The organism is Streptomyces sp. NPDC005438 (assembly GCF_040606315.1).
In the GTDB taxonomy this organism is placed as follows: Bacteria; Actinomycetota; Actinomycetes; order Streptomycetales; family Streptomycetaceae; genus Streptomyces.
This window is the reverse complement of record NZ_JBEXEP010000005.1, coordinates 132,883-153,754: the sequence shown is the minus strand read 5'-3', so window position 1 is coordinate 153,754 and position 20,872 is coordinate 132,883. Positions and strand designations below refer to the sequence as shown.

Below are 20,872 nucleotides of genomic sequence, written 5' to 3'. Positions count from 1 at the left end.
TCCGTGTTACCCGATAGTCCGTAACCTCAGGGGACCGAGTCACCATCACCGTCCGCCGAGAGGAAGAACCACATGAGCACCGCCGAAGAGGGGCGCAGCCTGGGGCAGTTGGTGTCGGAGGTCACCACCAAGCTGAGCGAGCTGGTGCACGACGAGATCGCCCTGCTGAAGCAGGAGATCCGACAGGACGTCAAGCGTGGCGTCCTGGGCAGCGGGTTCATCGCCGTGGCCGCCGTACTGCTGCTGCTGTCGCTGCCGCTGTTCAGCTTCGCCCTCGCCTACGGCATCCACGACTGGACGAACCTGGGGCTGCCCAGCTGCTTCGCCATCGTCGGGGCCGGCTACGTGCTGATCGCCGGGGTGCTGGGGCTGATCGCCATGGCCAAGTTCAAGAAGATCAAGCCCCCGCAGTCCTCCATCGACCAGGCCCAGCTGACCGCCGAGACCCTCAAGTCCTTCAAGCCCCACCCGAACGGGGACATCGAGCAGGCCGGACCCGCCAAGGAGCTGCCGAGCGTGTCACGCTCGAAGGCATGACCCTCCCACACAGCCCCTGGGCGGCGGTACGGCTGCCCGGCCCCTGGACGCATCGCGATGTGTCGGCCAACGGTGCCCGATTCCACATCGTCGAGCGGGGGGAGGGGCCGCTGGTGCTGTTGCTGCACGGCTGGCCGCAGTACTGGTGGGCCTGGCGACACCAGCTCACGGCGCTGGCGGAGGCCGGGTTCCGCGCCGTGGCGATGGACCTGCGGGGGGTGGGCGGCAGCGACCGTACGCCCCGGGGGTACGACCCGGCGAACCTCGCCCTGGACGTGACCGGGGTGATCCGCTCCCTCGGCGAGCCGGACGCGGCGCTGGTCGGCCACGGGCTGGGCGGGTACCTGTCGTGGACGGCGGCGGTGATGCGCCCCAAGCTGGTGCGGCGCCTGGTGGTCTCCTCGATGCCGCACCCCCGGGTGTGGCGGCGGGCGATGCTCACCGACCCCCGCCAGACCTCGGCCGCCGCCCATGTGTGGGGCTTCCAGGTGCCGTTCGTGCCGGAACGTCAACTGGCCGCGAACGGCGGGGCCCTGGTGGGCCAGGTGCTGCGGGACTGGTGGGGGCCGAGGGAGCCGGAGCGGGAGGTGGTCGCGCAGTACCAGCGGGCCATGTGCATCCCGTCCACCACCCACTGCTCCATCGAGCCCTACCGCTGGCTGGTGCGCTCCCTGGTACGGCCGGACGGCCTCCAGTTCAACCGACGGATGCGCACCCCGGTGCGGGTGCCCACCCTGCACCTGCACGGCTCCCTGGACCCGGTGATCCGGGTGCCCAGCGCCGGGGGGTCGGCCCGCTACGTGGAGGCCCCGTACCGGTGGCGGGTGTTCGAGGGGCTGGGGCACTTCCCCCACGAGGAGGACCCCGAACTGTTCACCGGCGAGCTGGTGCACTGGCTCCAGGACCCCGAGCCGGACCGCTGAGCCCAACTCCCTCCCGGGCGCCCGGAGTTGGCCTCCGGCCGGTCCGGGACCGAGCGGGCTGGCCGTCCCGGCACCGGTCGATTCCGGCGGGTGTCGGAGGGTTACCGACCATGGAGCACGGGCAGTCGTGACTGCATGGGCTGGACGTATGACTTCGGTGTGGCTCGTCATCGTGGCAAGTGGTCAAGGCGGAGAACGAGAAACCTGGGCGTACGACGTCCGGGGCGCTCCCCGATGTCGTCCCGTCCCGCGCATGACGATGTGGAGCTGGGCATCCCCCACATCCTGCGGCGCCGAGCCCGGTGGCTCGGGGCACGCCTGCGGCACACCAGAGGCTGATCCCGCACCCCTGAGCACCCGTCCGTGAGGGTCCTCCCCCGCGGGGGCGGGTCAGTTGGCGCAGCCCTGGGTGTCCACCTGCCGGTTGGCCGACGGGCTGCGCTTGATGTCCTCGCGCACCTCGTCCACGGTGAGGGCGTATCCGGTACGTGAGTCGTCCAGGGACTTGGCGAAGATCACCCCGACCACCTGGCCGTCCGGGCTGAGCAGCGGGCCGCCGGAGTTGCCCTGGCGCACGTGGGCGTACAGGGAGTACACGTCGCGGTTGACCATGCCCTTGCGGTAGATGTCGGGGCCGTTGGCCTGGATGCGTCCCCGCACCCGGGCCGAGCGCACGTCGTAACCGCCGTTCTCCGGGAAGCCGGCGACGATGGCGTCGTCCCCGCTCTTGGCGTCGTCCTGGGCGAACCGCAGCGAGGGGGCGTTGAGCGAGGGCACGTCCAGGACGGCGATGTCCCGCTCCCAGTCGTAGATGACCACCTTGGCGTCGTAGAGCCGGCCCTCGCCGCCGATCTGCACGGTCGGTTCGCGGACGCCGCCCACGACATGGGCGTTGGTCATGACCCGGTGGTCGTCGAACACGAAGCCGGTGCCCTCCAGCACCTTGTTGCAGCCGGAGGCGGTGCCCACGACCTTCACGATGCTGCGCTTGGCCTGCTGGGCGACCTTGCTGCCGGCCAACTCCGGGTCCGGCGGCGGCACCGAGGTGATGGGCTCGTTGGAGAAGGGCGAGAAGACCTGGGGGAAGCCGTTCTGCGCCAGCACCGAGGAGAAGTCGGCGAACCAGGAGTTGGCCCGCTCCGGCATCACCCGGGACACCCCGGTGAGGACCTGGGAGCCGCGCACCTCCTTGCTGAGCGTCGGCAGTGAGGTCACCGCCAGCGCCGAACCGATCAGCCAGGCGACCACCAGCATGGCCAGTACGTTGACCACGGCGCCGCCCCCGGCGTCCACCGCGCGGGCCGGGGACCAGGTGATGTGCTGGCGCAGCTTGCTTCCCAACTGGGTGGTCAACGCCTGCCCCACGGAGGCCAGCACGATGACCACGACCACTGCCAGCAGGGCGCCCGAACCGCCGGGCTCGGCGTCCTCGGCCACCGTCTTCCACAGCACCGGCAGCAGCAGTACGGCCAGGAGCCCGCCACCGAGGAAGCCGATCACCGACAGCACCCCGACCACGAACCCCTGGCGGTAACCCACGAGGGCGAACCACACGGCCGCCAGCAGCAGAAGTATGTCCAGCACGTTCACCGCATCAGCCTCGCACGTGTCGGTACCGTTCAGGGCCCTCGGGCCCCCATCCACAGTCAACCCACAGCCGGGGAAGGGGCCCTGACCACGTCACGGTGCTCCCCCGTCCGTCCACGGCGACCCGGTTCACCGCCAGCCCAACCGGACCGTACGGTCCCGGTCCCAGGGCAGCTCCCAGCCCGCGTGGTGCAGGATGCGGTCGATGACACCGGCGGTGAACCCCCACACCAGCGCCTCCGCCACGTCGAAGGCCGGCCCCTGGTATCCGCTGGGGTGCACACAGGTCACCCGGTTCTCCGGGGCGGCCAACTCGGCGACGGGCACCGGGAACACCCGGGCCGTCTCGGCCGGGTCCACCGGGGCCACCGCGACCGGCTCCCGCCACCAGCCCAGCACCGGGGTCACCACGAAGTGGCTGACCGGGATGTAGAGCCGGGGCAGCACCCCGAAGACCTGCACCCCCTCCGGGTCCAGGCCGGTCTCCTCCTCCGCCTCCCGCAGCGCGGCCCGCAACGGACCGTCGCCCAGGGGGTCGCCGTCCTCCGGGTCGAGGGCGCCACCGGGGAACGAGGGCTGGCCGGCGTGGGAGCGCAGACTGTGCGCCCGCTCGATCAGCAGCAGCTCGGGCCCGCGCTCCCCCTGCCCGAACAACACCAGCACCGCCGAGGGGCGCCCCCCTCCGTCCGAGGGCGGCAGGAACCGGCTCAGCTGGGAGCCCCGGACCGTGCGGGCCGCCTCGGACACCGGGCGGAGCCAGTCCGGCAACCCGCTGTCACTGACCGGGACCGGCGCGGGGTCCCCCACCGAGGTACAGCCCTGTTCCGGTCGGTGGGGTGACCCGCTCACCGGGCCCCCAGCGGGGGCGCCGGCTGGCCCGGGTAGTCGGCGGGGGGCCTCAGTCGCTGCCCGGGCTGGCCGCCCATCTCGTACTTCAGCAGCTTCCGGGCCTTGTCGGGGTCGGTCTCCCCCTCGCCGTACGAGGGGCAGAGCGGGGCGATCGGGCAGGCGCCGCAGGCCGGCTTGCGGGCGTGGCAGATCCGTCGGCCGTGGAAGATCAGCCGGTGGGAGAGCATCGTCCACTCACTGCGGGGGAACAGCGCCGCGACGTCCGCCTCCACCCGCTCCGGGTCCTGCTGGGTGGTCCAGCCGAAGCGGCGGGCCAGCCTGCCGAAGTGGGTGTCCACGGTGAGGCCCGGCTGTCCGAAGGCGTTGCCCAGCACCACGTGGGCGGTCTTGCGCCCCACCCCGGGCAGGGTCACCAGGTCCTCCAGCCGTCCGGGCACCTCGCCGCCGAACCGGTCGCGCAGCGCGGCGGAGAGTCCGATCAGCGAGCGGGTCTTGGCCCGGAAGAAGCCGGTGGGCCGGATCAGCTCCTCCACCTCCTCGGGGTTGGCCTCGGCCAGGTCCTCGGGGGTGGGGTACGCGGCGAACAGCGCCGGAGTGGTCTGGTTGACCCGCAGGTCGGTGGTCTGCGCCGACAGCACCGTGGCCACCAGCAGCTGGAAGGGGCCCTCGAAGTCGAGTTCGGGGTGGGCGTAGGAGTAGACCTCGGCCAGCTCGCGGTTGATGCGGCGGGCGCGGCGCACCAGTGCCAGACGGGACTCGGGCTTGCCCGAGGGGCCCCGGCCGCCCTGGGGCCCGGTCGACGAGGACGCCGTCGGGGTCGTCGAGGGCCCAGACCGCCTCCCGCCCTTGCCGGTCGCCCGGGCGGAGCCGCCCTGACCTCGTCCTGCCGTCGCCTTTCCGGGCCGTTCGCCCAGAGCGGAATGCCTCGTCTGCGCCACCCTCGTGCTTCCCCTTCTCCTCGGCCCGCCGTCCGGTCCGCCCTCGTGCTCTTTCCGACCTTCGGACACTCGGCCAGACTAAGGGGGGCAGCCGACAATCGCCCCGTACAAGCCCACACTGAGGCCGCCCCACGAGGGCGGTACCGGCGAATACTCCGGCCGACCTGCCCCCTGCCGTAGGGTTGGCGGCCTGAGTGCGTCAAACTTGTGACTGATCGCACTGCTTTACACGTCCGGCATCATGGGGGCGACAGAGCCCCCTGAGGCAGGTCGACAAGGAGAGAACTCGTGGACGACGTTTTGCGGCGTGCTCCGCTCTTCGCGGCGCTCGACGAGGAGCAAGCAGCCGAGCTGCGCGCCTCCATGTCGGAGACGACGCTCGCCCGTGGCGAGGCCCTGTTCCACGAAGGGGACCCAGGCGACCGGCTGTACGTGGTCACGGAGGGCAAGGTGAAGCTCCACCGCACCTCGCCCGACGGTCGGGAGAACATGCTGGCCGTCCTCGGCCCGGGAGAGCTGATCGGGGAACTGTCCCTGTTCGACCCCGGCCCCCGTACGGCGACCGCCTCCGCTCTCACCGAGGTCAAGCTGCTCGGGCTGGGACACGGCGACCTCCAGCCCTGGCTGAACGTCCGCCCCGAGGTGGCCTCCGCACTGCTGCGGGCCATCGCCCGGCGGCTCCGGCGGACCAACGACTCCATGTCCGACCTGGTCTTCTCCGACGTTCCGGGCCGGGTCGCCAAGCAGCTCCTGGACCTCTCCCGCCGGTTCGGGGTGCAGTCCGAGGAGGGCATCCACGTGGTGCACGACCTGACCCAGGAGGAGCTGGCCCAGCTGGTGGGCGCCTCCCGGGAGACGGTCAACAAGGCGCTGGCGGACTTCGCCGGCCGGGGCTGGCTGCGCCTGGAGGCCCGCGCGGTGATCCTGCTGGACATCGAGCGGCTGGCCAAGCGCTCCCGCTGACCGTCGGACCCCGGCGGCCACGGCAGGCCTCATGCGACCTCGTGGGGGTCGGTACGGATCATCCGTACCGACCCCCACCGCACGTTCGGGCCCGGTCAGATCAGCCCGTGTTCCTCCAGGTACTCCAGCTGGGCGCGGACCGACAGTTCGGCCGCCGGCCACAGGGCGCGGTCCACCTCGGAGTAGACGTGGGCCACCACCTCGGGGGCGGTGCGGTAGCCGTTCTCCACCGCCGTCTCGACCTGGGCCAGCCGGTTGGCGCGGTGGGCGAGGTAGTAGTCGACGGCTCCCTGGGCGTCGTCCAGCACCGGGCCGTGACCGGGCAGCACCACCCGTACCCCGTCCTCCACGGTGATCCGGCGCAGCCTGCGCAGCGTGTCCAGGTAGTCCCCCAGCCGGCCGTCGGGGTGGGCGACCATGGTGGTGCCCCGGCCCAGCACGGTGTCCCCGGTCAACACCGAGTGGTCGTCGGGGAGTTGGAAGCACACCGAGTCGGCGGTGTGCCCGGAGGCCTCCAGCACCCGCAGCCGCAGCCCGTCCACGGCGAGCGTCTCCCCGGGGGCGAGCCCCTGGTCACCGACGCGGTACGCCGGGTCCACCGCGCGTACCGGGGCCCCGGCCAGCTCGGCGAAACGGGTCACCGCCTCCGAGTGGTCGGGGTGGCCGTGGGTGAGGAGCACCGCCGCGACCCGACGGTCCCCCACCTCCTCCAGCACCGCGCGCAGGTGTCCCTCGTCCAGGGGGCCGGGGTCCACCACCACGACCTCGGAGGCGCCCGGCTCGGACAGTACCCAGGTGTTGGTGCCGTCCAGGGTCATCGGCCCCGGGTTCGGTGCCAGCACGCACACGGCCCGCTCGGTGGCACGGCCTCCGAGGCCGCCGCGCGGGGCTCCGGGGGGAGCGGCTTCAGTCATGGTGATCGATCCTCTTGGTGAACTCGTCGTGCCCGGGCCAGGTCAGCACGACCTCGTCCCCCTCCAGACGCGCCCGGGCGAGTACCGGGGTCAGGTCCCGCCCCTCGGCCCCGGCGAGGACCTCGGCGGCCGAACCGTAGGGCTGGATCTGTCGGAGGGTGGCGATGGTCGGCGGCATCATCAACAACTCCCCCCGGTCGTAACCTTCCGCCGCCCGCCCGGGGCGGGTCCACACCGTACGGTCCGCCTCGGTGGAGGCGTTGCGGGTGCGCTGACCGGCCGGCAGCGCGGCCACGAAGAACCAGGTGTCGAAGCGGCGGGACTCGAACTCGGGGGTGATCCAGCGGGTCCAGGGCCGCAACAGGTCGGCGCGGAGCACCAGTTGACGTCGGGCCAGGAACTCGGCCAGCGACTGGTCACGGTCGACCAGGGCCGCCCGGTCCCGCTCCCAGTCGTCACCGGTGGTGTCGGCGACCACCGAGCCGCCGTCCGGGCCGGCCAGCAGGACGCCGGCCTCCTCGAAGGTCTCCCGCACCGCCGCGCACACCAGGGACTGGGCCACCGCCCTGTCGGTGCCCAACAGCCGCGCCCACTCGGCCGGGGACGGGCCCGCCCAGCCGACCTCCCCCTCGTCCCGGGGGTCCACCGAACCGCCGGGGTAGGCGTAGGCCCCGCCGGCGAAGGCCATGGAGGCCCGCCGGCGCAGCATGTGCACCTCCGGGCCGGCTCCCGGGGTGTCACCGTCCCGCAGCAGCATCACGGTGGCCGCGCGCCGGGGCGTGACCGGGGTCAGTTCCCCCCGGGTCAGCGCCCGGATGCGTTCCGGCCACTCCGGCGGATACCACTGACCGTTGCTCGGGGCCTGCGGGGAGGGTTCGGGAGAGGTGGACGACATGCCCGGATGCTACGGGTCCGGGCAGCACCGTACGAGTGCGCCCCAGCGTCGGGAGCGCACTCGTACGGGTCACCGGGGTCGGTCGGGGCTCAGTCCGCCAGCTCGACCTGGATCTCCACCTCAACCGGGGCGTCCAGCGGCAGGACGGCCACGCCCACCGCGCTGCGGGCGTGCACCCCCTTGTCACCCAGCACCTCGCCGAGCAGTTCGCTGGCCCCGTTGATGACGCCGGGCTGGCCGGTGAAGTCGGGGGCGGAGGCGACGAAGCCCAGCACCTTCACCACCTGCTTCACCCGGTCCAGGTCGCCGGCCACCGACTTCACGGCGGCCAGGGCGTTCAGGGCACAGGTGCGGGCCAGGTCCTTGGCCTCCTCGGGGGTGACCTCCGCGCCGACCTTGCCGGTGAGCGGCAGGCTGCCGTCCACCAGGGGCACCTGGCCGGCGGTGTAGACGTAGGGGCCGCTGCGCAGCGCCGGTACGTAGGCGCCGGCGGGGGTGGCCACCCTCGGCAGCTGGAGCCCCAGTTCGGCGAGCTTCGCCTCGACGGCGCTCACTGCTTCTCCCGCTTGAGGTAGGCCACCAGCTGCTCGGGGTTGGGCCCGGGCACGACCTGGACCAGCTCCCAGCCGTCCTCGCCCCAGGTGTCCAGGATCTGCTTCGTCGCGTGCACAAGAAGCGGCACGGTCGCGTATTCCCACTTGGTCATGGGGCGACCCTAACGTCTGGCGCCGCTCCGTCCTGACGGACTCCGCCCGGTAAGCGGGGGCACAACCCTTAGTCTCGAAAGGGTGAACAGACTGCATGTGGTCACCGGTAAGGGCGGTACCGGGAAGACGACGGTCGCCGCCGCGTTGGCGCTGTCCCTGGCGGACCAGGGGCGCCGGGTCCTGCTGGCCGAGGTCGAGGGGCGCCAGGGCCTGGCGCAGCTGTTCGACACCGAGCCGCTGCCGTACGAGGAACGGAAGATCGCCATAGGTCCGGGCGGCGGCGAGGTGTACGGGCTGGCCGTCGACGCCGAGAAGGCGCTGCTGGACTACCTCCAGATGTTCTACAAGCTCGGCAGCGCCGGCCGGGCCCTGAAACGCATGGGCGCCGTGGACTTCGCGACCACCATCGCCCCCGGTCTGCGGGACGTGCTGCTGACCGGCAAGGTCTGCGAGGCGGTACGCCGGCAGGACCGCTCGGGGCGCCGGGTGTACGACGCGGTGGTGCTGGACGCCCCGCCGACCGGACGGATCACCCGCTTCCTGTCGGTCACCCAGGAGGTCGCCGGACTGGCCAGGATGGGCCCGATACACCATCAGGCCCAGGCGGTGACCCGGGTGCTGAAGTCCACCGAGACGGCTGTGCACCTGGTGACCCTGCTGGAGGAGATGCCGGTGCAGGAGACCGTGGACGGGGTCACCGAACTACGCGGCGCCGACCTGCCGGTGGGGGCCGTGGTGGTCAACATGACCCGTCCTCCCCTGCTGGACACCGAGCTGCTGGAGTCCCTGGACCACCAGCCCGAGGTCCCCCAGCGGGAGTTGGCCCACGCCCTGTCCCGCGCCGGACTGGGCGGCGCCCGTCGGGGTCAGCTGGCCGAACGGCTGGTGGAACCGCTGGTGCACCAGGCACGGCAACACGGCCGACGGGTGCGCCTGGAGGTCGAGCAGCGGGCGGAGCTGTCCCGACTGGGCGTCCCCCTGCGGGAGTTGCCCCTGCTGGGCGAGGGCGTCGACCTGGCCGGGCTGTACCAGATGGCCCGGCAACTGCGCGGACAGGGGATGTGAGGGCGAGCATGAGCGAGGCGTACGACGACCTGGGACCCGCCGTTCCCCTGGAGGTCGACCCACTGCTGGACGACCCGGACACCCGCATCGTGGTCTGCTGCGGCGCCGGCGGGGTCGGCAAGACGACCACCGCCGCCGCCCTGGGCGTACGGGCCGCGGAACGGGGTCGGCGAGCGGTGGTGCTGACCATCGACCCGGCCCGCAGGCTCGCCCAGTCGATGGGCCTGGAGGAGCTGGACAACACCCCCCGCCGGGTGCCCGACATCGGAGCCGACGGCGGCGAACTGCACGCCATGATGCTGGACATGAAGCGCACCTTCGACGAGATCGTTGAGGCGCACGCCGACCCGGAGCGAGCCCGGGCGATCCTGGACAACCCCTTCTACCAGTCGCTGTCGGCCGGCTTCGCCGGCACCCAGGAGTACATGGCGATGGAGAAGCTGGGCCAGCTGCGGTCCCGCGACGAGTGGGACCTGATCGTGGTGGACACCCCGCCCAGCCGCTCCGCCCTGGACTTCCTGGACGCGCCCAGCCGCCTCAGCTCCTTCCTGGACGGCCGGTTCATCCGGGTGCTCTCCGCCCCCGCCAAGGCCGGGGGGCGCGCCGGGATGAAGTTCGTCAACCTGGGGATGGCCGGGCTGTCGATGTTCACCGGGGTGCTCAACAAGCTGCTGGGCGCCGGGCTGTTGCGGGACGTGCAGACCTTCGTGGCGGCCATGGACACCATGTTCGGCGGTTTCCGCACCCGGGCGGACGCCACGTACCAGCTGCTCCAGGCACCGGGGACGGCCTTCCTGGTGGTGGCCGCGCCGGAACGGGACGCGCTACGGGAGGCCACCTACTTCGTGGACCGACTGAAGGAGGACCGGATGCCCCTGGCGGGACTGGTCCTCAACCGGGTGCACGGCAGCGAGGTGGACCTGACCGCCGAACGCGCGCTGGCGGCGGCCCAGGCACTGGAGGAACTGACGCCCGAAGGGGAGGGGTCCGAGGACCCGGAGGAGCTGACGACGCCCCAGGAGGACGCCCAGGAGCGGGCGAACACCCTGGCGGCCGGACTGCTGCGCGTCCACGCGGAACGGATGCGGGTGGTCGCGAGGGAACGCCGCACCTGGGACCGCTTCGGCGCGCTGCACCCCGAGGTGCCGGTCGTCGAGGTGGCCGCGCTGGCGGAGGACGTACACGACCTGGCCGCGCTCCGCTCCATCGGGGAACGACTGGCGGGTCAGGAACCCAAGGCCACCGAGGGGTCGGGGTGGGAGGGCGACTGAGCCCACGTCACCTCGCACTCCCCGACGCGGACGTCCACGTCGACGTCCACGGAGCCGCCCACCGGGCGTCCGCCGGTGGGGCGGACGGTCGGGTCGTGCGGAACTCGCGGGCGGACACCGGGTGTCCGCCTCGGGCGGCCCGTGTCGGAGGGGGTACGCGGGAGGCCGGTCAGCCGGCCGCCGCGTAGCTCTCGTACTCGCTCATCCCCAGGGCGGCCGGGAGGACGTCCGACTCCTGCTCGTATTCCGAGCGGGCGGTCTCCAGCAGCCGTCTCCAGGAGGTGACCGTGGGGCGGCGACGCAGCAGGGCGCGACGCTCGCGCTCGGTCATTCCTCCCCACACGCCGAACTCCACTCTGTTGTCCAGCGCGTCAGCCAGGCACTCCGTACGCACCGGACAGCCGGTGCACACGGCCTTCGCACGATTCTGGGCCGCTCCCTGCACGAATAGTTCGTCTGGATCAGTCGTGCGGCAGGCGGCCTGCGCACTCCAGTCGGTTACCCAGCCCATTGCCGGTGCCGTCCTCTCCCGTCTCTAAGGCTCCCCCACGGCGTTGAGCAGCGTCTTCGCCGTTGCCAGTTGGTGACGTTACGGAATGTGGGCAAGCGACAACACCCCCAGCGGGCCCAATCTTGAATGGCCCGATCGGACTATGGGTGCGCGTGAGATCACCCACGGGAGTGAGTCGGCCGACAAACAAGGAGCAAAACGACCAAGCCACCCCCTGCTCACGGGAGTTGAGAACCCACGGACGGGAACCAAAGCGCCGCTTCCACTCCAACCAGGCCCTTGCCCCAGGGCACCCCAAAAGGAGTGGATCGACAAGCGGCGCGCGGCGGCACCCCACCACAAGGACTATGCGCCGCGGGGAATCGCGAGCACCGCCCGAGCGCCCGTCACGCCCGGCGTACGCCCCCGCCACGGCCCGGCCCGCGCTCCCCGGGGAGCACACCACCGCGCCCACGACGGCGACCTGACACCCCGCCGCACCACCCACGCGCCCCAGCCCGCCGAAACCGTGCCGAACGGCACCTCCGAAGCCCGGGAGGGAGAACGTAGGCTGCCCTCATGGCAAACAGGCGTTCCGGTGGCGGGCGGTCCACCTTCCAGCAGGCCGCCAAGTTCGTTGGCGTCAGCGTGCTGGCGGGCGCGGTGATGGCGGGCATCGCCCTGCCCGCGGCAGGCGGCCTGGGACTGGCCACAAAGGGCTCGGTGGAGGGCTTCGACGAACTCCCCGTCAACCTCAAGCGGCCACCGCTCAGTCAGCGGACCACCATCCTGGACTCCAAGGGCGGCGAGATCGCCAAGGTCTACTCCCGCGACCGCACCGTGGTCCCCCTGAAGTCCATCTCCCCCTACATGCGGGACGCCATCGTCTCCATCGAGGACTCCCGCTTCTTCCAGCACGGCGCCGTCGACCTCAAGGGCGTACTCCGCGCCGTCAACGAGAACGCCCAGGAGGGCGGCGTCTCCCAGGGCGCCTCCACCCTCACCCAGCAGTACGTGAAGAACGTCTTCGTCGAGGAGGCCGGCAACGACCCCGACAAGGTCGCGCAGGCCACCCAGCAGACCATCGGCCGCAAGATCCGCGAGTTGAAGTACGCGATCCAGGTCGAGGAGGAACTCGGCAAGAACCGCATCCTGGAGAACTACCTCAACATCACCTTCTTCGGGCAGCAGGCCTACGGCGTCGAGGCCGCAGCCCAGCGGTACTTCTCCAAGTCCGCCAAGGACCTCCAGATCGAGGAGGCCGCGCTGCTCGCCGGTGTCGTGCAGTCCCCGACCCGGTACGACCCCCTCAGCAACAAGGACGAGGCCACCAAGCGACGCAACACCGTCATCTCCCGGATGGCCGCCCTCAAGCACATCACGCCCCAACAGGCCCGCGAGGCCCGGGAGAAGCCCATCGAGCTGAAGATCAGCAAGCCCAGGAACGGCTGCATCACCGCCGTGGACGGAGCGGGCTTCTTCTGCGACTACGTACGCGAGGTCTTCCTCAACTCCGAGAGCTTCGGCAAGACCCAGCGGGCACGGGTCAAGCGGTGGAACCAGGGCGGCCTCACCATCCGCACCACCCTCGACCCGGACGCCCAGAAGTCCGTCCAGGAGTCCGTCCGTTCCCACGTCTACGAGGAGGACGACGTGGCGACCGCGACCACCCTGGTCGAGCCCGGCTCCGGCCGCATCCTGGGCATGGGTCAGTCACGGCCGTACGGCTTCAAGAAGAACCAGACCCAGATCAACCTCTCGGTCGACCAGAACATGGGAGGCGGCGCCGGCTACCAGCCCGGCTCCACCTTCAAGCCGGTGATCGCCGCCGCGGCCCTGGAGAAGGGCACCAGCCCCTACAAGTCCTACCCCTCGCCGTACCGCATGGAGTACCCCTCCCCGGTGCAGACCTGCAAGGGCCGCTGGTCCGGCAAGGCACCGGTGGAGAACGAGAACCGCAAGGAGGTCGGCCCCTACAAGATGAAGGAGGCCACCGCCAAGTCGGTCAACACCTACTTCGTCTCCCTGATCAGCGACACCGGCATCTGCCCGGTCACCAAGATGGCCGCCAGCATGGGCATCGAGCGCGCGGACGGCAAGGAGATCGACCAGGTCCCCTCCATCAGCCTCGGCACCCAGGAGATGTCCCCGCTGACCATGGCCGAGGGGTACGCCACCTTCGCCAACCGAGGCGTCCACTGCACCCCGGTCGCCATCGAGGAGATCACCGACGCCCAGGGCAAGAAGCTGGACGTCCCCAAGACCCGCTGCTCCCGCGCCATGTCGCCCAAGACCGCCGACACCATCAACTCCCTGCTGCGCGGGGTGGTCGAGGACGGTACGGGCAAGAAGGCCGGCCTCAACGGACGGGACAGCGCCGGCAAGACCGGTACCACCGACCAGCGGTACGCGGCCTGGTTCGTGGGCTACACCCCCAACATGGCCGGCGCCGTCTGGGTCGGTGACCCCACCCACAAGCGCCGGATGACCAACATCAGCATCGGCGGCCGGAGTTACGACAAGGTCTTCGGTGGCGAGGTCCCCGGCCCCATCTGGCGGGACGCCATGGCCGGCGCGCTGGAGAACAAGCCCGCCCCCAAGTTCCAGGGCGACCCGATAAAGGACGAGAAGAAGAAGCCGCGCGCCCGGTCCCGCAGCACCCCCGACAAGCCCAACCGGGGTACCCCCCTGCCCGACATCACCATCCCGCCGATCATCGGTGGCGGTGAGAACGGCGGCAACGACGGTGGGGGCGGCGACGACGGAGACAACGGCGGCGGCTTCTGGAACGGCGGCACCAACGACGGAGGACGCTGGGGAGGCAACGACTCCGGCGGCTGGCCCCAGTAACCCCAAGCCGCGAACGGGGCGTTGTCCCGACCTCGCGGCCCTCCGCCGGTGGACGGTGCGGCTTTGACCGTGGACGGTGTCCTGGCCGTACGTACCTCGCCGAGCGGTCTGACGCGGCCGTAGCAACGACCGACGGGCCGGTGGCGCTCCCCTTCCAGGGTGGCGCCACCGGCCCGTCGGCCTACCGCGATACGTCTCCGGCCGCGTACGGCCCTTCCCCGCCGGCCCAACCCGGCGACCAGCGGCGGACGCAAGGGAGGTCCCGACTCGACTCCACGCCGAGCCATGGATCGACTCGCGACCGAACGCGGCCTTCTTCGCCACGTCAGCCCCACGCCTGAGCCCAGTCACCCACCCGCGAGGATGGGACAACGCCCGGAGAGGGGACGGACTCAGCCGGCCAACTGCTGCTTCACCAGGGCCGCGACCCGGCCGCCCTCGGCCCGACCGGCCACCTTCGGGTTCACGAGCTTCATCACCGCGCCCATGGCCTTCGGCCCCTCCGCCCCGTTGGCCCTCGCCTCGGCGACCGCCTCCGACACCAGCCGGGACAGTTCCTCGTCGGTCAGCTGCTGGGGCAGGTAGTCGGCCAGTACGGCGCCCTCGGCCCGCTCCCGGTCGGCCTGCTCGGTCCGGCCCGCGTCCGCGAAGGCCTCCGCGGCCTCCCGGCGCTTCTTCGCCTCACGGGTGATCACCTTGAGCACCTCGTCGTCGGAGAGTTCGCGCGCCGTCGTACCGGCGACCTCCTCCTTGGTGAGCGCGGCGAGCGTCATCCGCAGGGTCGCCGTACGAAGCTCGTCCCGCTCCTTGATCGCGGCGGTCAGGTCGTCCCTCAGCTTGGCCTTCAGCGTGGTCATGCCCGGAAGTCTGCCAGGTCCCCGCGTCACCGCCCAGCGCTTTCCCACCCAGGCTCCCGCCCTCCGCCCGGGGGGTCACCGTCCCGCCCAGGTCGGCGCGCGCAGGCGAGCCAGGCGACAAACCCGCGCGCAACGGCAGGCCCGCCCGCCGGCTCGCGACCAGGACGGACACCAGGGGTTCGTGACGACACCAGCCACGGCGGGGCCTGGGCACCCGCCGAAAGGTCGCGGCCCCGGCTCGGCGACGCCTGACCAGTGCCCGGCCAGCGCCCTCGACCAGCGTCGGTATCCGCACCCCCGTACGGTCTGCGACTATGAGGCCCATGCGTGCGCGATACGGAGTTTCACTGGGCGTTCCCCTCGGCCTCACCGCGCTGGGCGCCGCCGGCCTCGGCTACGCCGCCCTGGAGGCGCGGGCCTACCGCCTCCGGCGGGTCACCATCCCCGTGCTCCCGGAGGGAATGCGCCCGCTGCGCGTCCTCCAGATCGCCGACATCCACATGGTCAGCGGCCAGGACAAGAAACGGCGCTGGCTCCAGACTCTCGCCGGGCTGCGCCCCGACTTCGTGGTGAACACCGGGGACAACCTCTCCGACCCTCTGGCCGTACCCGAGTTGCTCGACGCCCTCGGGCCGCTGATGGAGTTCCCCGGCACCTACGTGTTCGGCTCCAACGACTACTACGGCCCCAAGCTCCGCAACCCCGCCCGATACCTGTTGGAGAAGGCCAACGGACGCCACGGCCTCAACGGCAACCCTCCCGCCGTCGGCGCGATCCACAACCCCTGGGAGGACATCCGCGACGCCTTCGAGAGCGCGGGCTGGGTCGGCCTGTCCAACAGCCGTGGCCGCCTCAAGCTGGAGGGCCTCGAACTGGCCCTCACCGGCCTGGACGACCCGCACATCAAGCGGGACCGCTACGACGAGGTCGCCGGCGGCCCCGAGGAGGCCGACTTCTCCCTGGCCCTGGTCCACGCCCCCTACCTCCGGGTGCTGGACGCCTTCGCCGCCGACCGGTACCCCCTGATCCTCGCCGGCCACACCCACGGCGGCCAGCTCCGCGTCCCCTTCCGGGGCGCCCTGGTCACCAACTGCGACCTCGACACCGACCGAGCCCGAGGCCTGTCCGGCCACCGAGCCGCCGGTCACGAGTCCGCCCTCTACGTCTCCGCTGGTTGCGGCACCAACAGGTACACCCCCTTCCGGTTCGCCTGCCCCCCCGAGGCCAACCTCCTCACCCTCACCCCCCGGGCCTGACCCACCCCGACCCCGGCCCGGGCACCCACCCCGGGGAATCGGATTTCTCCTGCCAAGGGCAGTGGGCTACAGTGTTCCTCGTTGCATCGGGGTGTGGCGCAGCTTGGCAGCGCGCTTCGTTCGGGACGAAGAGGTCGTGGGTTCAAATCCCGCCACCCCGACAGATGAAACACCAGGTCAAAGGCCTGATCCTCCCTGAGGATCGGGCCTTTCCTGTGTCCCCGGACCTCTCGTGGGAGCCGTTTGGGAGCCAACTCCAGAATCCGGCTCCCTGCAACGGCCGAAACACCCCGTGTCCGTGCGCCGTGATACTGCTGATCTGCTGACGTTGTCGATCTCGTGCGGGATACTTCGAGGGGTTCCGAACATGACGATCATGGACCGAACTGGGGGAAGCCGTGGCGGGCGGGAACGATCCCTACGCGCGTGAGCTCGCGCGGCAGGCCAGGGAGCGGGAGAGGGCCAAGAAGGCCGCTGAGGCGGAGGCCAAGCGGAAGGCCCGCGAGGAGAAGCTCGCCTACGAAGCGGCCCGCGCCCAGGAAGCCGTCGACCGCACCAGTGTGGTCGAGAATGACGTCGAGCAGCTCTCCGGTCTACTGCGAGCAGCAGTAACAACGGGCGCCCCGCTCACGTTTGACCGGCTGAGGCAGGCGTTCACCCCCTCCGTGTTCGTGCCGCCGAAGGGGCGTGCCAAATCCGCTCCGTTGCCTCGTCGGGAGGAGTATGAGCCGGAGGCGCCTCGAGGGCTCCTTGGTGCGCTGGGATTCGGGCGGCGGCAGTACGAGCTGGAGGTCGAGGCGGCCAGTAAGCGGTTCGACAGGGCGCTCCGGGATCACGCACGCGAGGAGGAGGCGCGCGGCGAGCAGCTGAAGAAGGCCCGCGCGCTTCACGACAAGCGGAACCAGGAACAGGCCACCTGGGTTGAGACCTGGAACGCCCAGCTCGAAGCCCGGCTGAGTGCCTACCGCGATCGAGATGTTGACGCGGTCGAGTGGTTCGCCGACCAGGTCCTGGCAGCTGCCGAATACCCGCACGGTTTCCCGAAGAACCATCAGGTCGCGTACCAGGCAGACACCGGTGACCTCCTGGTACAGATCGACCTGCCCCTGGAACAAGTGGTCCCGACAGCGCGGGCGTACCGGTACGTGAAGTCACGTGATGAGCTCACGCCCGTCCCTCGTCCGGAGAAGGAACGCAAGGATCTCTACTCGTCGGTGCTGGCACAGACCGCCTTGCGCACAGTGCACGAGATTCTTGCAGCCGACACCGAGCGCGTGATCAAGTCCGTCGCCCTGAATGGGCACGTGGCCACCATCGACCGCGCTACCGGGCGTGACGTCCACCCCTGCTTGATCACCCTTCAGGCTGACCGGGAGGAGTTCGGCCACCTGGTTCTGACCCAGGTGGATCCGCGTGCCTGCCTAAAACGATTGCGGTCCTTGATTTCGCCCAACCCGTACGAACTCGAACCGGTGCGTCCCCTGGTTACCTTCGACCTCTCCAAGTTCCGCCTCATGGACAGCCTGGACGTAGTGGCGGGCCTGGACAGCCGGCCGGTGCTGATGGACCTGACACCTACGGAGTTCGAGCATCTGATCCGGCAGCTCTTCGAGGCCATCGGATTGGACAGCGTGAACACCCAGCCGTCGAAAGACGAGGGCGTAGACGCGATTGCCATGAACACCGACCCGGTCATGAGGGGGCTCTGCGTGATCCAGGCCAAACGCACCAAGAACGTGGTGCCGTTCGAGACGGTCTCCGCGCTCGCCGGCGTAGTGGAACACAAGCGTGCCGCCAAGGGCATCCTTGTGACGACCTCCTGGTTCGGCCGAGCTAGTGAGGCATTCGCCAGTGAGCACGGACGACTGGAACTCCTCGACGGAGCAAACCTGGTGCACCTGTTCAAGGAGCACATGAACCTGGACGTCATTCCCGGGCCAGTGCCACCGAAGCGCCGCCCGCAGTAACCCTCGCCCTACGTACAGAGCGCGAGGGCTTCGCGCTACTTGCGGAGTACAGCCCGCATGTGGAGAAGCCCGTTCAGCACGGACGCCGACGAACGCGACATCGTGAGCAGGTGTCTCTGGCCGCCTCCTCTTGCCTGGCCAAGCCGAGCACGAGGCGCTCGCGTGTGCCGGCGATGACGCGGGTACAACCGCCCTGCGCCAACCACCAGCCGAACTGGCGCACCAGCAGTTACACCGGCTCGGGCGACAACAACTGCGTCGAGGTCGCCGACAACCTCCCGCAGATCATGATCCGCGACACCAAGTACCACGACACCGGCCCCATACTCACCATCCCACCAGCCAGCTGGCAGCAGTTCACTTCGGCGGTAGTGGACGCCCGACTCGGAGAGTGAAGGATCGAGCGCATCTCCGTTTGAAGGGGCTCAACATACCCCTCGCGCTCACGACCGTTCACACGGCCAGCGCGGCCTTTCAGGCCGGTTTGGCCTGAATCGACCTCTTGTCGCCACTGAGCCTTTTCCAACCTGGTTTTGGCGTACGGCCGTTGGCCTGACAACGGGGTGAAGCCCTGGTAGATCGGTTTTCGACCAAGAGAACCGTCTCCACCACAGGCTTCACGTGCTTGTCTACCCGTCCGGGCTGGACGTGTCCAGCTCCGCCCTCCGCTTCCTCACGCAGCACCTGCGGCACCACCGCCGCGCGATCGGCTCCCGGTGGCGGCGCCTGAGCGCCAGCCGTCAGGGCCCTGCTCACCCTCGCCCATCTACGGATGGGCCACACCTACGCCCAGCTCGCCGCCGGATTCGGCATCGGCACCACGCCCGCCCGCCGTCACGTCACGTCATGTCACGTCACCGAGGCTGCCGAGCTTCTGGCCGTTCTACTCCGGCAAACACAAGCGGCACGCGATGAACGTGCAGATCCTCGCCGACCCCTTCGGCTGGCTGCGGTGAGCCTCACCAGCCCTGCCCAGCGCCGTCCACGACATCCGCGAACACGGCATCATCAAGGCAGACATCCCGTGCTGAGCCGACAAGGGATACCGAGGCGCCGGCGGCACCCCGCACTGGGAACGATGGGAGAACCTCTCCGCAGGCCAGCAGGCGGTCGACCGGCCCCACGCGAAGATCCGGGCCCTCGTCGAACAGGTCGTCGCCGCTCTCAGGACCTGGCGACTCCTCCGCAAACTGCGGTGCTCGACCACCCGCATCACCAGCCTCGTCCAAGCCTTCCTCACCCTGTACCTGACCAGCTCAGGGTGAGGATGGAAAAGGCTCAGTCTGGCCGGATAACGTCAGCCCATGGACCAGCTCAAGACCCCTGGATGCCAGCGACTGGGCGGTTGTCGTTGCTGTTATCGCTGCCGTCATCAGCGCCTGGCAGGCGCACATCGCCCGCAGATCAGCGGCCCAACAACTCGCCCTGGCAGAACGCATCCACCGGGAGCAAAACGAGCCGTACGTCATCGTCGACATCCAACCCGAGCTCAGCAGCGGCGGAATCCTGCTCATCATCGAGAACGTCGGCCCGACCATTGCCCGCAACGTCCGCATCTCCTGTGACCCTCCACTGGAGTCGGGCTGGACCCCTGAGGAAGGACAGCCCGACCTGACGCGGGTCATTCAGGAAGTGCTGGCCCGGACTATGCCCATGCTGCCGCCAGGGCGACGCCTCACCTTCCTTCTGGACAACCAGAAGAGATTTCAGAACATCAGCCTGCCTCGCGTGTACACCTTCACGGTGAACGCCGATGGCCCTGCCGGGACCGTGGAGACGATGGAGTACACCGTCGACCTCGACGCGATGGCATGGGTCTTGCTGGAGACCCGACCCACGAGCAGTTGGAGGTGAAGCTGGCAGGCATCGAGCGGGCGGTACGTGGCCTCTCTACAGGTGGCGCTGCGCTGTCACCAACCGGCGTGCGCTCCCCACGGATGGGGCGGCAGCGGCCGAGTCTCGCTGGCGAAGAGTGAGAACGGGCCTGCTTGCCTAAAGGTGAGAGATGTGCAGCCCGAGCTTGAGAGGCGGCAGCGTTTCCCAGGTCGGTGCAGGGATCGCAAGGTGCTTCGCCGCTTTGGCTGCTGTGAGCCGAACGATGGCACTGAAGAAGCCGAGGCAGTCGATCGTGTCGGTGAGTCTTAGAGCGGGCGCGGCCTTGGCCCGGGCTGAAGACCTGGGATCGCGTACGGCTGTCAGGATCGGCAGTGAATGGATCGTCGTGTGACCGTGCGCGATGTCATGCCGAACTCGGAGCCACTGCTTGATCACCTCATCCACATGCTTGGGCTGTACGGTCACTGACTGGTTTCCTCGACCGCCAGCCTGGACCCAGGTCCAGCTGGGGCGCGGGTCGAAGTCGACACGCTTGAGCAAGGCCCGCGACTTTTCCGCGTCAGGCGTGGAGAACTTCTCCAGTGCTGAATTGAAGTCTCGCTGCCACTGATCCATGGCATCCGTAAGGAGCCGTGCCCCCGCTACTTTGCCCAGTTCAACCAGGGCCTCGTCGCGCAGGGCCTGCGCAACGTCCTGTACAAAGGCCTGCCAGGCCGCGACGGTAAGGACGATCGTCCCGCGGCTTATTGAGGTCTCGGTCGTCCTGCGCCCCACACCACCGTTACCCGCCGATCGGTGGACCAGTATCAAGTTATCGCAGTGCTCAATGGCACGCACGTGGTTGTCGACCGCATCCTGAATGTCCAACCGGCACCTCAACGTTGGCGAGAGTGGAAGTGACAGGATTATCACCCAGGCTCAGCAAGTTGGACTCGATCTACTGAGCCTTTTCCAGGGTCTGATGCAG

Annotated in this window: 21 protein-coding genes, 1 tRNA gene and 1 pseudogene; 13 read left to right on the top strand and 10 right to left on the bottom strand. The window is 70.0% G+C overall.

What is annotated here, in order from left to right:
- The first annotated feature begins 72 nt into the window (after positions 1 to 72).
- The 3 genes from ABZT14_RS12985 to ABZT14_RS12975 all read left to right on the top strand — a co-directional run bounded on the left by ABZT14_RS12985 (position 73) and on the right by ABZT14_RS12975 (position 1,799).
- Positions 73 to 537, top strand: coding sequence for a phage holin family protein (locus ABZT14_RS12985; protein ID WP_356300553.1), 465 nt, complete (start codon positions 73 to 75; stop codon positions 535 to 537).
- The gene (locus tag ABZT14_RS12980; protein ID WP_356300550.1) at positions 534 to 1,460 is read left to right on the top strand and encodes an alpha/beta hydrolase; all 927 of its coding nucleotides are present in this window, start codon (positions 534 to 536) and stop codon (positions 1,458 to 1,460) included. The genes ABZT14_RS12985 and ABZT14_RS12980 overlap by 4 nt, the downstream gene beginning before the upstream one ends.
- Positions 1,461 to 1,595: 135 nt before the next feature.
- Positions 1,596 to 1,799 (top strand): hypothetical protein, encoded by a 204-nt coding sequence (locus tag ABZT14_RS12975; protein WP_356300547.1) that lies wholly within the window; start codon positions 1,596 to 1,598, stop codon positions 1,797 to 1,799.
- Positions 1,800 to 1,850: 51 nt separating this feature from the next.
- Here the strand turns inward: ABZT14_RS12975 and ABZT14_RS12970 are convergent, their stop codons facing one another.
- From ABZT14_RS12970 to nth, 3 genes are all read right to left on the bottom strand, one after another.
- A complete protein-coding gene (locus ABZT14_RS12970) occupies positions 1,851 to 3,050 on the bottom strand; it encodes a MarP family serine protease (RefSeq protein ID WP_356300544.1) in 1,200 nt (399 codons plus the stop codon).
- A 126-nt stretch (positions 3,051 to 3,176) separates the two neighbouring features.
- The gene (locus ABZT14_RS12965; RefSeq protein WP_356301240.1) at positions 3,177 to 3,854 is read right to left on the bottom strand and encodes a CoA pyrophosphatase; all 678 of its coding nucleotides are present in this window, start codon (positions 3,852 to 3,854) and stop codon (positions 3,177 to 3,179) included.
- Positions 3,855 to 3,892: 38 nt separating this feature from the next.
- A complete protein-coding gene (nth, locus tag ABZT14_RS12960; protein ID WP_356301237.1) occupies positions 3,893 to 4,645 on the bottom strand; it encodes an endonuclease III in 753 nt (250 codons plus the stop codon).
- 477 nt (positions 4,646 to 5,122) lie between these two features.
- Here nth and ABZT14_RS12955 point away from each other — a divergent pair, with 477 nt between their 5' ends.
- A complete protein-coding gene (locus ABZT14_RS12955) occupies positions 5,123 to 5,797 on the top strand; it encodes a Crp/Fnr family transcriptional regulator (RefSeq protein WP_356300541.1) in 675 nt (224 codons plus the stop codon).
- Between the two features lie 95 nt (positions 5,798 to 5,892).
- On the opposite strand, the gene ABZT14_RS12950 is transcribed toward ABZT14_RS12955, so the two are convergent.
- The 4 genes from ABZT14_RS12950 to ABZT14_RS12935 all read right to left on the bottom strand — a co-directional run bounded on the left by ABZT14_RS12950 (position 5,893) and on the right by ABZT14_RS12935 (position 8,312).
- On the bottom strand, positions 5,893 to 6,711 hold the full coding sequence (locus ABZT14_RS12950; protein ID WP_356300539.1) for an MBL fold metallo-hydrolase: 819 nt from the start codon (positions 6,709 to 6,711) through the stop codon (positions 5,893 to 5,895).
- Positions 6,704 to 7,606, bottom strand: a complete 903-nt coding sequence (locus ABZT14_RS12945) for an NUDIX hydrolase (RefSeq protein WP_356300536.1) — start codon at positions 7,604 to 7,606, stop codon at positions 6,704 to 6,706. The genes ABZT14_RS12950 and ABZT14_RS12945 overlap by 8 nt, the downstream gene beginning before the upstream one ends.
- An 89-nt stretch (positions 7,607 to 7,695) precedes the next feature.
- Positions 7,696 to 8,160 (bottom strand): RidA family protein, encoded by a 465-nt coding sequence (locus tag ABZT14_RS12940; RefSeq protein WP_356300533.1) that lies wholly within the window; start codon positions 8,158 to 8,160, stop codon positions 7,696 to 7,698.
- A complete protein-coding gene (locus ABZT14_RS12935; RefSeq protein WP_100202903.1) occupies positions 8,157 to 8,312 on the bottom strand; it encodes a DUF4177 domain-containing protein in 156 nt (51 codons plus the stop codon). The genes ABZT14_RS12940 and ABZT14_RS12935 overlap by 4 nt, the downstream gene beginning before the upstream one ends.
- Positions 8,313 to 8,328: 16 nt before the next feature.
- Between ABZT14_RS12935 and ABZT14_RS12930 the strand changes: the two genes are divergently transcribed.
- Both ABZT14_RS12930 and ABZT14_RS12925 read left to right on the top strand, forming a co-directional pair.
- On the top strand, positions 8,329 to 9,378 hold the full coding sequence (locus tag ABZT14_RS12930; RefSeq protein ID WP_356301234.1) for a helicase HerA-like domain-containing protein: 1,050 nt from the start codon (positions 8,329 to 8,331) through the stop codon (positions 9,376 to 9,378).
- A gap of 8 nt (positions 9,379 to 9,386) precedes the next feature.
- Positions 9,387 to 10,649, top strand: coding sequence for an ArsA family ATPase (locus ABZT14_RS12925; protein WP_356300529.1), 1,263 nt, complete (start codon positions 9,387 to 9,389; stop codon positions 10,647 to 10,649).
- A 169-nt stretch (positions 10,650 to 10,818) separates the two neighbouring features.
- Here ABZT14_RS12925 and ABZT14_RS12920 read toward each other — a convergent pair whose 3' ends face one another.
- A complete protein-coding gene (locus ABZT14_RS12920) occupies positions 10,819 to 11,160 on the bottom strand; it encodes a WhiB family transcriptional regulator (protein ID WP_356300526.1) in 342 nt (113 codons plus the stop codon).
- 558 nt (positions 11,161 to 11,718) lie between these two features.
- On the opposite strand from ABZT14_RS12920, the gene ABZT14_RS12915 reads away from it, so the two are divergent.
- Positions 11,719 to 13,989, top strand: a complete 2,271-nt coding sequence (locus ABZT14_RS12915) for a transglycosylase domain-containing protein (RefSeq protein ID WP_356300523.1) — start codon at positions 11,719 to 11,721, stop codon at positions 13,987 to 13,989.
- Positions 13,990 to 14,381: 392 nt separating this feature from the next.
- On the opposite strand, the gene ABZT14_RS12910 is transcribed toward ABZT14_RS12915, so the two are convergent.
- Complete coding sequence (locus tag ABZT14_RS12910; RefSeq protein ID WP_356300520.1) at positions 14,382 to 14,846, bottom strand: GatB/YqeY domain-containing protein; 465 nt, start codon at positions 14,844 to 14,846, stop codon at positions 14,382 to 14,384.
- 323 nt (positions 14,847 to 15,169) lie between these two features.
- Between ABZT14_RS12910 and ABZT14_RS12905 the strand changes: the two genes are divergently transcribed.
- The 6 genes and pseudogenes from ABZT14_RS12905 (at position 15,170) to ABZT14_RS12880 (ending at position 19,923) form a co-directional block, all read left to right on the top strand.
- Positions 15,170 to 16,102 carry a metallophosphoesterase gene (locus ABZT14_RS12905; RefSeq protein WP_356300518.1) on the top strand — a complete coding sequence of 311 codons (933 nt, stop codon included), beginning with the start codon at positions 15,170 to 15,172 and terminating at the stop codon, positions 16,100 to 16,102.
- 87 nt (positions 16,103 to 16,189) lie between these two features.
- Positions 16,190 to 16,263: transfer RNA gene (locus ABZT14_RS12900), tRNA-Pro, on the top strand.
- Positions 16,264 to 16,500: 237 nt separating this feature from the next.
- Positions 16,501 to 18,069 (top strand): restriction endonuclease, encoded by a 1,569-nt coding sequence (locus tag ABZT14_RS12895; protein ID WP_356300515.1) that lies wholly within the window; start codon positions 16,501 to 16,503, stop codon positions 18,067 to 18,069.
- Between the two features lie 173 nt (positions 18,070 to 18,242).
- Positions 18,243 to 18,464, top strand: coding sequence for a DUF397 domain-containing protein (locus ABZT14_RS12890; protein ID WP_356300512.1), 222 nt, complete (start codon positions 18,243 to 18,245; stop codon positions 18,462 to 18,464).
- Between the two features lie 226 nt (positions 18,465 to 18,690).
- Positions 18,691 to 19,334: pseudogene (locus ABZT14_RS12885) on the top strand (transposase family protein).
- Positions 19,335 to 19,797: 463 nt separating this feature from the next.
- Positions 19,798 to 19,923, top strand: coding sequence for a hypothetical protein (locus tag ABZT14_RS12880; RefSeq protein ID WP_356300510.1), 126 nt, complete (start codon positions 19,798 to 19,800; stop codon positions 19,921 to 19,923).
- 138 nt (positions 19,924 to 20,061) lie between these two features.
- On the opposite strand, the gene ABZT14_RS12875 is transcribed toward ABZT14_RS12880, so the two are convergent.
- Entirely contained in the window at positions 20,062 to 20,772 is a 711-nt protein-coding gene (locus ABZT14_RS12875; protein ID WP_356300507.1) for a hypothetical protein, read from the bottom strand.
- Positions 20,773 to 20,872: the final 100 nt, after the last annotated feature.